The organism is Paenibacillus doosanensis (assembly GCF_025060755.1).
Taxonomy (GTDB): Bacteria; Bacillota; Bacilli; order Paenibacillales; family NBRC-103111; genus Paenibacillus_S; species Paenibacillus_S doosanensis.
In genome coordinates this window covers 23,406-36,154 of the sequence record NZ_JANYUY010000013.1, presented here as the reverse complement: position 1 = coordinate 36,154, position 12,749 = coordinate 23,406, and the positions used below count along the sequence as shown (strand labels likewise).

Below are 12,749 nucleotides of genomic sequence, written 5' to 3'. Positions count from 1 at the left end.
AGCTCAAATCCACCTTGTTGTCGCCCGCCGCCGCGCCGATGAGCACGGGCGCCTCCAGCGGCGCGGCCGGAGCTACCTTGAGCAGCTCGGAATCCGGGCCCGCGCCTCCCATATTCCAGGCGGTGACACGATAGTAATAGTCGGTGCCGTTCGTCAAATTTTTGTCCAAATAGGAGGTATCCTCCAGCTTCTCGGCTACCGTCACGAACGGACCGTCCGGATGCGTGCTGCGAAGCAGCGTATACGCAGAATCCACCTTGACGCCAGTATCATCCACTACGGATATCGGGCTCCAGTTCAGCGAGATTTGACTGTCCCGAATGTCCGTTTGTCCGAATACGGGAGCCTGCGCCGGAGCCGGGACGTTATTCGGATAACCGCGCGCTTCGTTGGATGCGTCGCTCTCCCCGCTCTCGCTCTGCGCCGTCACCACGTAATAATATTCCTTTTTATTTATAAGGCCCGTGTCCTTATAGGAAGCTTGCGCTACCTCGCTCGCAATGCGCGTATAAGGTCCGCCCGGGGCAGCGCTCCGGTAGACGTTGTAAGAGTCGGCTCCGCTGGCTTCATTCCAGCTCAAGACGACCGTTTCGTTCGCCCCGGCCGCCGTCAGCCGCTGCGGCGTTACCGTGCTCTGTCTGTATACCCGCACATCGTCGACATACATGCTGCCGGTTGAGGAACCCGCCGTTCTCGCCTGAATTTTGGCGATGTCGGTATTGGTCAGACTGAATGTATAATTGCCTTTATAAACCCCGTTAACATAGACGTCCGCCGAGTTTGCGCCCGTATCGGCAACAAATTTCAAGGTGTACCATACGGAAGGATTAATCGTCTCCAGCACGCTCAAATTCGATACGCTGAAGGACAATACCGTTTTGCCGGAACTATCCAGCAATTCGAGCGGATACGAATCGCCGATCACCTTCGGCTGCATGAAGCGGAGCTCCGCCGTCAAGCCGCCCTTGCCCGATACCGGAGCGAAGGAATTCGTGAAGCCTCCTCGGCGGCTCGCATTGGCATTATCGTTAATCCACAGCACATTCGTCGAATTCCCCGCAACCGCGGCCGACTTGTTATTTGCCGGGGCCGTTTCAGTAGGAGAATAATATTTATTGGTCAAATGGCTGTTATTGATCACCGTGATGTTGTTAATCGCCTCATCTCCGGCATTGGCGATGGAGACGTAGCCTGCCGGAGTGTCTCCGAGCGGGCTCGTTTCGAAATGATCGTTGATCAAATACACGCCCGGTTTCTCCGAAACCTCGCTCGAATCGGCGCTTTCGCCGCCGCTGCCTACGGCGCTGACGACGTAATAATAAGTCGTGCCGTTCGTTAAGCCGGCGCTCGTATAGCCGGTACCGCCGGTCACGGCAGCAATCGTCGCATACGGTCCGCCCGCCTTGACGCTTTGCTTGACGTTATACGACGCCGCTCCCGTCACTTCGTTCCAGGCAAGCTCCACTTTGCCGTCCCCCGCGGTCGCCGTCAAACCGGCCGGCGCGGCCAGCACCGACGGGTCCGCCAACGTGACGGAAACCATGTTCGAGTAGACGCTTTCGGTAACGGCATTGGCCGCCGTTACGACATAATTGTACGTCATACCTTTCGCCACCGCGTAGTCCGTGTAGCCGAGTCCGGTTACCGGAGCGGCGTTCAAACGGGTATACGGTCCGGCGCTGTTCATGCTCCGTCCTACGTTGTAATACACCGCGTCCGTGACGGCGTTCCAGCTTAGCGTAACCTGATTGTCTCCGGCCGTGCCGCTGAGCTCAGGAGCGTCAAGACCCGCCGGAAGCGCCCCCGCCAGATCGGCTATTGCCGTCGTAGGGGCGTTGGAATAAGACGGCAGCAGCGTGACGCTATCGAACGATGCGGACGCCGCTTTCCCGACGGCAAAGCCGACATACATCGGTTGGGACGCCGCCGCGTCCGTGATGCTCTTGCCGTTGACCCTCGTCCACGTCACGGTCGTTCCGTCCGATGTGCCGATATCGAAGTAAACGTCCGCTTTCGTGCCGCCCCATTGCTTGCTGACCCGCAAGTAGCTCGGAGGCGTATCGTACGTCGCATTGGCGCCGTCGATTTTATACCCCGAGTTGCTGGCCGCATTGGACGACGACGCCCCTTTTACGGAAACGTAGGGCTGGAACTGGCCGCCCGTTCCGTACATGTAGTTGTACACAAACGAGCTGCCCTGCTCCAGCGAGCTGCGGACGAGAATTCCCGCCTGGGCTCCGCTGACATAAGGGAAAGAAATCAGCCTGGCGATCAGGGTGAAATCTCCGCTGACGGGAGTATAGGCGTATTGAAATTGCTCCGCCGCCGCATTCTGATTCGTAATGCCGGCGGACGCGGTGCTCGTAACCGTAAAGCCGCCCGCCTTGCTATCGTAGACGGCTGTTCCCGACGACCCGTTATAGCTTAAGCTGCTCCAGCCGACCGGCAGAGAAGCCGCCTCCGCCTCCGGCAAGTTCAATAACGGAATATACGATGCCGCCAGTAAAAGACAGAGCATCACCCGCATCGATTTGAAGATTCTGCTTTTGATCATGTTGTCTTTGTGCCTCCTTCAGTATAACGATATTTTTGCTGCAGCAACTTCCTCTCGCGCATTCCCACTCCTTTTATGACATTTGGGGCAAGTGAACGGCTCTGGACGCTTTCCTCGCAGAAGAACGGGGACAGGCCGGACTTGTCCGCTTCGCCTCCCATTATGCGGCCCCTCGCATTTCCCCGCTATAATCATCTCGCAGGAACATGGATGATTATCCGACGCCGCGGTGCGTTACAGATCATATGCCGATTTCAACCTGACGGAGATGCGCTCCCCCCGCCGTCTCCCGCCAACCGCGGATATGCCGTCCGGAAAAATACAAATCCCCCCTTAAGGCGCTTCGCCTTCAGGGGGGATCGTATCGATTTAACTTTATCGCTTCGTCTGTTTCAATTGAGCATATTCGCCGTTCAATTCGGCGATAATCCGGTCGCCGCCGCCTCGCCGCCAAGCCTCGACTTCCTTCGCGAAGCCCTGCTCGTCGATTTTTCCTAAAATATACATATAAGTCGCGTCCGATATGATCGTCTGCAGCTCCGCGCCTTTCTCCGCCTGCGTCTCGGAGAATAAAGCCGCCGTCGGGTCCTGAACCGCGATCTCGGCGTTGTCCTGGATCATGCTCTGAATCTTGCTCTGCATCTCGCTGGTTTCTTCAAGCTGCAAATACCGGATATCGAACGTCCGCAGCGCATTGGCGTACGGCTCGACCTCCCGCTCCCGCAAAGTCTGGGTATCCGGGAAAATTTTCACCGTTCCGCGGCCGCCGTTCAGCTGATAATGGCGGCCTTCGATTCCGTAGGTGAGCAAATTATTGACATCCTCGGCCAGCAGGTTATTGAAAAATGCGAGCACACCGCGAAGCTCGGCCTCGGTTTTAATGCTTGCTTTCGGGAACAGAAACAACCCGCCGAAGCCGCCTCCGCCCCAAATCCGCTCGCCCTTCGGCCCTTGAATCCGGTTGGCGATGTCTACGACCGCTTCCGGATTAAGCTTCTGAATCCGGTACTGCATGGAGGAAGCTACCACATTGCTGATCATCATGCCTGCCTCTCCTTGAGCGAAGCGCTCTTCCTGCTGCGTCTTGCTCGTCACGGTAAAATCGGGGTTGATCAGCTTTTCCTCGTACAGCTTCTTCATAAATTTCATCGCCTGCGCGTATTCGGGCGTCATGAAATCCGGGACCAGGCCGCCGTCCGTCAGCCCCCAATTGTTCGGAGCGCCGAAGTAGGAGGCGATGTTCTTAAAAGCGCCGTACACAAGGTCTCCGCGGTCGATCAGGCCGTACGTGTCCTGCCGGCCGTTGCCGTCCGGATCGCGGTGCGTGAACGCCTTCAGCACCTCGTATATATCGTCGATGCTGCGCGGAGGCGCAAGTCCGAGCCGATCCAGCCAGTCCTTGCGGTATTGAATGCCCTGTCTCGATTGCGGGCGCTCCCAGTAAATGCCGTACGTTTTACCGTAATACGCCGCATTGTCGGCAATGACCGGGTTCATATACCGGCTGATCAGCGGATACTCCTTCAAATACGGCCCGATTTCCCAAAACAAGCCGGAGCGCACTCCGTTGATGACGGACGGATGCTTCACGTCGACCGCCTTGACCTGCATCGCCTTGGGCAGCGTCCCCGCAGCGATGGCCGCCGCCATTTTGTCGGTATAAATATTGTCCGGCACCCATGCGATCGACAGCTTCGTCTTCGTCATAGCTTGCAGCTGTTGCAGGATCGTATCCTGCGGGGGCTCCTCCTGATTCAGGACGAGCATCATGCTGATCTCGGGCGCGGGCGGCTCCGCTTCGCCGCTCTCTCCGCTCTGCGCCTGACCCGGCGGAGATAACGCGCAGCCGGACGCCGCCGCGAGCAGCCAGACGATGCCAAGCCCCGTAATCGCCCGGACGATATGACTGTTCTTCCGCATGTTTATCCCCCTATGGACGCTTCTCTGCTGGTCTGTTCATCCGCCTCCCGCGCCGATTCGCGGAATTTCCCGGGGCTGACGCCCTCCGTTTTCCGGAAGGAGCGGATGAAGTTTTGCGAGTTGTTGTAGCGCAGCCGCTCGGCGATTTCTTTGACCGGCATGTCCGTCTCCTTAAGCCATGCCAGCGCGATATGATGGCGGTACTGGGCCAAATAAACGCTGAAGGCGACGTCCATGCTCTTGCGAAACAGCGTGCCCAAATAGCTGGCGTTATAATGAAGGCGGTCCGCGCACGTATCGATGGTCAAATCGGTATCGAACTCGGCGTGAACCATCTCGACCATCTGCTTGACCAGAACGCGGTGCCGAACCTCCGTCTGCCCTTCGATCCCGGCGATCACAGGCTCGATGAGCTGCTCCATAAACCAGGCTTCCCCGGATTCGGGCAAGCTCAGCTGAAACAGCTCGTCAAGCAGCGCCTGCTGCCGCGGCATCGGAATCGCCTGCCTGGCGACGCCGCTCGCAAGGCCGAGCACATTCATGAGCAGCCGCACCGCATGATACTGCATGTCGTGGGCGTTCGGGCTGCTTTCTTCGATTTGCCGGAGCATTTCGGCAAGAAGCGGGCGAGCCCGCTCCCGGTCGGCCAGCTTTACCGCGTCGAACAGCTCCGATTGCAGCGCGAACGGATACGCATAGTGCAGCGTCAAATTTTCCCCCAAGTCCGCAAAGCAGCCGATGCCTTCCTCTCCGAAAACGGCATGTCTTTTGGCCGCCTCGACCGCTTCTTCATAAGCGCGCGGAACATCCGGCAGTCGCCGATACGACAAGCTGATGCCGATATGCACTTCCAGGCCGAGAACCTCGGCCGCCGTTTGCCGCATAAGCCGAGCCGCAGCGAAAGCGTCGGACAGCAGCCGCTCGTCGGAGACGTCGTTGCCGGTCAGCACCGTAGCCTGCGTTCTTCCGAGCACAATCGGCTGCAGCCTGCGCTCCTCGGCAATAAGCTCCTCGGCCATGTTGTTTACGGCAAACAGCAGAAGGTCGATGTCCTTCCCGGTGAAGCGGGTGTTGTCCAGAGCGCCGAGCTGCAGCGCAAGCACGCAAAAACGGGAAAAATTTTGCCGCATCCCGAGGCTCTCCATCCGTTCGGCGATCTCCCCCTCCTTCATCCCGAAGAGAAACAGCTTGACCATCACAAACGTGCGCAGCAGCCCGGTTTGCCCTTCCAGCCTGCTTTCCAGCCGTTTCTTGGCATCGAACAGCGTATGCACCTGCTCTCCGATCATCTGAATTTCATCCAGCGGCTTCCGGGGCGCCGCCACGCCGATTTGCGACAGCACTTCTTTATAGATTTGGGCGATCGGGCGGTACAGCCGCCTCGACCAGAGCAGAGACGCCATAATGGACAGCAGCAGCAATCCGGCGCAAATATACAAAGTAAACCAGCCGATTTCGCGGGAGGAACGCGTTAGCTGATCCAGCGGAACGACGGATACGTAGGTCCAGCCGTTATAATCGGACTGGCGGTAGGTAACCGTAAACGACCGGCGGTCCATGCTCGTGTCGTACTGCCCCGACTGCCGGGGAAGCTTCAATACCGACTGCCGCAGCGACCGCTCCATATCGTCCAGCGCCACCCCTTTCTTGATCAGCATGCGCCCTTCCCGATCGTACATTAATACGGCTTCATGGTCGGCGTTAACGGAAATTAACCTGCTTAAGCCGCAGGCCGGAATCCGGATCAGCGCCGCCCCGGAGCCTCGATATGCGGTGAGCGGAAGCCGTTTCAGCAAACGAACGTCGATCCCGCAAAAATCGTCGGCCGTCCCGGAGGCAGCGCTTTCATTCGAAGGCTCGGCCCATATTGCCCGGTCCTCGCCTGTTGCGGGACTTGACGAAGCTTTCACGGCGCCTGCATCCCATTCGGAAGGGGCGGCAGGCTCGGGCAGCTCCTCCGGCGCATGGCTGGCCAGCCAGCTGTCGAGCCGGTACAGCCCTTCATTATTGATCAGCCAATTACCCGATTTGCTCCATACCTGAATATCGTCAATCCCGGTATCGAGACGCTGCAAGCTGCTAAGCTCGGTCTTCACCTGCGCATACATCTGGAACTGATCCGGGCGCAGCGGCTCGTTGAGCGCCGTTTGAATAATTTTGGACCCGAGAAAATGAGTCGCCGCCTGATCGACCACCTTCAGAGAATGCTCTACGTTCATCTGCGTTTGCTGCAAGCTTAACGCCGTTTCCTTGTTCATCTGCTCCCGGACGACGCCGGACGATTTGCCGTAAGAAAACAGGCCCAGCAAAATAACCGGCAGCGCGCTCATAATAAAGATCAGCCATACCCATCTGGCATAATAGCGGTTCGGTTGTGTTTTCATCGCGCTCTCTACGTTCACCCTTTGTTCAGGCAGCCTTGAAAGCGGCTTCCCGCTTCGTACCCCACATTATAACATAAACCGGGCGATCGGAAGGCACCGAACCGAAACGGCACGAAAAAAAGCGGACTGCCGGAGAGCGTCAACCGCCCGGCGTCCGCAGTCTATGCCTCGCCGAGAATAACGCTCCTCAGCCTCTCCAGCTCCTCGCGTCTCGTCTTGGCGTGAATCCGCTCGTTCGTATTATGCTTTCTTCGATGCTCGTCCTCCATCTCTTGCAGCTCCTTGATCCTCCGATCGATCTCTTCCAAAATATGATTCACCGTATCCATACGTTCGTACCTCCGCTTTCTTTAGGTTTTAGTAGAATATGTATCTTTCCTTGTTTGTTGCGAAAAAGAGTTGCTCATTCGCCAAAATCGGTTATAATAATGATAATTGTTCTCATTATTATGACCGAGGAGTTGCGACAATGAGTTTACTGCTTCCTGTTACCACTTTGCTTCTCGTAGGGCTCGGAGCCTTCTGCATTTTCACCTCCATGGACTATGATCGAAGAATCCGGAATAGGACGAAAGCAGCAGACATGTCCTTGCGCCCTCTTGCCCGCCCGGCTATGTCCTATACGAACCGATCGGACCAATGATCAGACCCCGCCGTCGCTTAAGCGCAGGGTCCGGGTTCACTGGTTCGTCATTTATCTCAATAGACGCAATCCGTTAACAATAACAAGAATCGTGCTTCCCTCGTGTCCGACCACGCCCAGCGGAAGCGGAATCCCTTGAATAAAATTAGCCGTAATCAGCAGCAGAATCACCGACAGCGCAAAAATCATATTTTGTTTGACGATGGACGCCGTCCGTCTGCCGAGCAAAATCGCCTCCGGAATTTTCTCCATATCGTCGCTCAACAGCACCACATTCGCCGTTTCGAGCGCCGCATCGCTACCCGCCGTTCCCATCGCGATTCCGACAGTAGCCGTAGCCAATGCAGGAGCGTCATTCACTCCGTCCCCGACCATAGCGACAAAGCCGTAGGCTTCTCTAAGTTCTTTGACCCGGGCTACCTTGTCTTCGGGCAGCAGCTCGGCGTACACGATATCGATTCCCGCTTCCTTGGCGATCGTCTCGGCGGTTTGCCGCTGATCGCCCGTCAGCATGGCGACCTTGACGCCCTGCTTCTTCAGCGCGGCAATCGTCAGCACCGCCTCGGGGCGAAGCCGGTCCCGCAGCGCGATGACGCCGACGGCGCCGCGCGAATTGTGAATGACGGTGACGGTTTTGCCTTCGCGTTCCAGCCGTCCGATAGTCTCCGTTACTTGTTCCGTAGCAAGCTGCTCCTCCAGGAAGGCGGGTTTCCCTATCTTCCAAGTATCCCCTTTCCACTGCGCTTGAACCCCCCAGCCGGTGCGGGTCGTAAATTCCGTCGGACGCTGCAGCGTCAGCCCTTCCTCCTGCGCGCGCAGCACGATCGCTTTGGCCAGCGGATGCTCCGACAAGCTTTCCAGCGACGCGGCAGCCTGCAGCATCTCGTTCTTATCATATCCTTGAAACGGGATCAAATCCGTTACAACCGGAGTTCCGGTCGTCAACGTCCCGGTTTTATCGAAGGCTACGACTTTGGTGCGGGCGAGATTTTCCAAATGCGCGCCGCCTTTGAACAATACGCCTTTTCTGGCGCTGTTCGAGACGGCCGATAGCATAGCCGGCATGATCGAAGCGACCAATGCGCAAGGCGAGGCGACGACCAGAAACACCATCGCTTTGTAAAACGACTGCTGCCATGTCCAGGCAAGCAGGAACGGCGGAACGACGATCAGCAGAAACGACAGCACAATAATCACTCTCGCATAAATCCGCTCGAACCGTTCGATGAACCGCTGCGTGGCCGGTTTTTCGCTTTGCGCTTCCTGCACGAGGCGAATGATTTTGGCGAACAGCGTCGATTCGCTCGGCTGGCTCACCTCAATGAACAGCGCCCCTTCCCCGTTCAGCGTTCCGGCGAACACTTCGTCTCCCGCCGCTTTATCCACCGGAATCGATTCACCGGTAATTGCAGCTTGGTTCACGGCGGAGGCTCCTTCGGTAATGAGGCCGTCGGCCGGGATGCGTTCCCCCGGTTTGACCAGGACGATGTCTCCGAGCTTCAGCTCCTCGATCGAAACCGCCCGTTCCTCTCCGTCATGGTACAGCACCGCCATCTCAGGCTTCAGCTCCATCAGCGATGAAATGTCGCGGCGGCTCCGTTCCATCGTATAGCTTTCCAGCACTCCGCTAAGGGAGAATATAAAGATAAGCACCGCTCCCTCCGCCCAATAACCGATGCTGGCGGCCCCGATCGCCGCTACGATCATCAGCAGGTTGACGTCGAGATCCCGCTCTTCGATCAGCGTTTGCAGCCCTTCCTTCGCTTTGACGAAGCCGCCGACGATAAAGGCGGTCAAATAAAGAATAACCTCCCATGTATGTGAAGTACCCGAGATCCCCCATGCGGCCGCGATAAAAATCCCGCTGGCTAACGCCGCCATGCCTTCCCCGTATCTTTGAATCCAGGCGATTAATTCTCCGGTCGGCCGGGCTTGCTGTGATTGCAGCTTTTGTTCTTTAGCGTGTTCTGCAGATTGTACGGATGAAATCATTGCTATCACTCCTTCTCATTGAGAATGAATCCCATTATTACTTCCCTTAAAATGCCACATGCTGCTCCTTGTTAGGGAGCAGCATGTATAATCGAGAATGATTCTCGTTTTGACCTTATTCAATTAAGTTGCCGTAAGGAAAGTTCTTCTTTAGAATTATTATAATCTACAATGAGAAAAAAGTAAATGGGCTCCTGTCATGTTCTGGCAGTTCATCTGCAGACCGCTTCCATTACAGTTGCAGCTTCTTACTTAGAAAGTCAACCCAAGTCGCTATGACATTAAGGTCATTATTGCTGATTTGCCCATTTCCAAAAAAGGGAGTCAGAATAACGTATTGTTCCTTTCCATCTTGCCGTACGCGATGACCGACAAGAAAATCTTTCGCTTTTTCCTTCGGGACGCCCTTAATCAGGCCGGTAACAGGCTTAACCTCAGAAGTGCTGTGCGCAGTAAAACTAAAATTTAACAGATGATTAAAAAAAGGAAGCAGTTTAAACTGGCTGTCTTTAATTCCCGCATATCCTATAGTAATAGGAAAATCAAATTTATCGTATAAGGAGCAAAGAATTTGCGTACGCAGCGCCTCGGGCTTCTCATTATACGCTACATATTCCTCATAATTTTTAAAATGAAAGCCTTCAACATCGTACAAAAATTTTCCTTGCTTGGGAAGAGGATAACGTTCGATCATCGCCGTATGCGAGTTTTCTTTATGAAGCTTCTCATGAAAACAATCGATAACGGCAGAGCCGGCAAGCGCATGATCCTTTGATCGGGTTACTCAAGGAGCTCTTGCTCATCCGCTTTCGCTTCGGCCGCCAACAAGAAAAAGCCCGATTGCTCAGGCTTTTCCCGCTTGTATTCGACGTTGGACCGCTCACCTGCCGCTTCAGCCGTTAATGTCCGCCAGCAGCCGCTCCAGCTGTTCTTCGCCGACGGCTCCGCCGCCGAACGCCAGCAAGCTTCTCAGCGGCATATATCTCATCATCGCCATCAGCATTTCCGAATGGCTCTCATCCTGCGCCATGCTCATCAGGCCGCTCGCTTGGCCGAATTGCTGCAGAAGCGCGCCGATCTTCTGCGAGCTTGCCGGATCTTGCATAAGGTCTCCTACGGTTGAATTGAGCGTATACGTCTTCTTGAGCGTCACGGTCGAGTGAACCGTAAGCTGCTCTTCCAGAACGATATTTTGCGAGGATGTACCGATCAATATCATGAACTGCCCGCTTTCCACATGCCAATCGCCGAGCTCGACGTTGTAATAGGCAAAGGCGCGTTTATCCAGCGTGAACGATACGGTTCCTTGTTCTCCCGGCTGCAGCTCGATCTTGGCAAAAGCCTTCAGCTCTTTGTCGGGGCGAATGACCGTGCTCTCGACATCCCGGACATACAGCTGCACAATTTCTTTCCCCGGGCGGCTCCCGGTATTCGTAACCGCGACGGCGACATCCAGCGTCTCCGTATCCTTCATCTCTCGGCTGCCGAGCGTAAGCTCGCCGTATTCGAACGAAGTGTAGCTCAGCCCGTAGCCGAACGGGAATAACGGCTGAATTTGTTTTTTGTCGTAATAACGGTAGCCGACGAAGATGCCTTCCCGGTATTCGACCCGGTCGCCTTCGCCCGGGAAGTTCAAATAAGACGGATTGTCGCTTAATTTGACAGGGAACGTTTCGGCCAATTTGCCGGAAGGGTTGGCCACCCCGTATATAAGGTCCGCGATAGCGCCGCCGGCCGCTTGCCCGCCGAGATAACCCTCCAGCACCGCCTTAACCTTATCGATCCAAGGCATGACGACGGGAGCCCCGTTAAGGAGAACGACGACGATATTGCTCTGCACCTGCGCGACGGCTTCAATCAGCCTGATCTGGTTCTCCGGCAAATTCAGATGACTGCGGTCGTACGCTTCCGATTCATACCGGTCCGGCAGCCCGGCGAACACGACCGCGGCCTGCGCTGCGCTTGCCGCCCGCTGCGCTTCGGCGATCAGCTCCTCGTCGAGCGCATCGCTGTCCAGACGGTACCCCTGCGCATACGATATATGCGACGGATGACCGGCGAGCTTCTTCATTTCCTCTACCGGATTGTCGAGCATCGTCGGCACGATGTGAGAGCTTCCCCCGCCCTGATATCTCGGCGACTGCGCGAACGCCCCGATGACGGCCACACTGGATGATGCGGACAGCGGCAGCAGAGGCCCGTCGTTTTTCAGCAGCACCATGCTCTCGCTCGCCACTTCTCGGGCCAAGGCATGATGAGCCGCCTGATCGTAAGCCGCATTCTCTTTCTGCTGATCGACAGCCATGAAAATAATCCGTAGCAGCCGCTCCACGGCCCGATCCAGCGCTTCTTCGGACAGCTTGCCGCTTGCGACCGCCTCGACGATCCTGCGTTCTCCCACGCCGTTGCTGGCCGGCATTTCCAGCTCCAGACCGGCAGCCAGCGCATCGTCGCGCCGGTTGACCGCGCCCCAATCCGATACGACGAAGCCTTCATGCCCCCACTCGTCCTTCAAAATATCCGTCAGCAGCTTGACATTCTCCGAAGCGAACGTGCCGTTCACCTGATTGTACGAGCACATCACGGTCCAAGGCTGCGCCTTCTTCACGGCCCCTTCGAAGCTGGCCAAATAAATTTCGCGCAGCGTCCGCTCGTCGACCACCGCGTTCGTCGTCATTCTCCGGTGCTCCTGATTGTTGACGGCAAAATGCTTCAGCGACGTGCCGACGCCTTGGCTCTGCACGCCTCGAATATGGCCGGCCGCCATCTCCGACGATAAATACGGGTCCTCGGAGAAATATTCGAAGTTTCTGCCGCATAGCGGAGAACGCTTAATATTGGCCCCGGGTCCGAGCAGCACCGCAACCTGCTCCGCTTGACATTCCTCGCCCAGCGCCACGCCGACGCGGCGAACCAAATCTTGATCCCAGGAGCTGGCCAGACCGGCGGCCGACGGGAAGCAAGTGGCGGGCACGCTGTCCAACAGCCCGAGATGATCCGCCCCTTCACGCTGCTTGCGCAGGCCGTGCGGGCCGTCCGTAATCATAATCGAAGGGATGCCGAGGCGCTCCACGCCCTTCAAGTGCCAAAAATCAAGCCCCGAGCACATGCCGGCTTTCTCCTCCAGCGTCATCCGGGCGATAAGTTCCTTCCAATCGCGTTCCATACAATCGTTCTCCTCCCGCAAAAAAAATAACCGCTTTCATAGTTCCATTATAGAAAGCGGTTTCGGGATTTTATTGTACAATAACGTTAT

Annotated in this window: 6 protein-coding genes; all 6 read right to left on the bottom strand. The window is 56.4% G+C overall.

All coding sequences use genetic code 11. The annotated features are described in order from the left end of the window. Positions 1–2,929 precede the first annotated feature (2,929 nt). The gene (locus tag N0M98_RS11850; protein WP_249861819.1) at positions 2,930–4,474 is read right to left on the bottom strand and encodes an extracellular solute-binding protein; all 1,545 of its coding nucleotides are present in this window, start codon (positions 4,472–4,474) and stop codon (positions 2,930–2,932) included. Positions 4,475–4,476: 2 nt separating this feature from the next. After that, entirely contained in the window at positions 4,477–6,858 is a 2,382-nt protein-coding gene (locus N0M98_RS11845; protein ID WP_249861818.1) for a helix-turn-helix domain-containing protein, read from the bottom strand. Between the two features lie 161 nt (positions 6,859–7,019). Further along, on the bottom strand, positions 7,020–7,187 hold the full coding sequence (locus tag N0M98_RS11840; RefSeq protein WP_249861817.1) for a hypothetical protein: 168 nt from the start codon (positions 7,185–7,187) through the stop codon (positions 7,020–7,022). 365 nt (positions 7,188–7,552) lie between these two features. Continuing rightward, positions 7,553–9,493, bottom strand: coding sequence for a heavy metal translocating P-type ATPase (locus N0M98_RS11835; RefSeq protein ID WP_249861816.1), 1,941 nt, complete (start codon positions 9,491–9,493; stop codon positions 7,553–7,555). 232 nt (positions 9,494–9,725) lie between these two features. After that, a complete protein-coding gene (locus N0M98_RS11830; RefSeq protein ID WP_259617978.1) occupies positions 9,726–10,187 on the bottom strand; it encodes a hypothetical protein in 462 nt (153 codons plus the stop codon). 198 nt (positions 10,188–10,385) lie between these two features. Beyond that, complete coding sequence (locus N0M98_RS11825) at positions 10,386–12,659, bottom strand: beta-glucosidase (RefSeq protein ID WP_259617977.1); 2,274 nt, start codon at positions 12,657–12,659, stop codon at positions 10,386–10,388. Between the last annotated feature and the right edge of the window lie 90 nt (positions 12,660–12,749).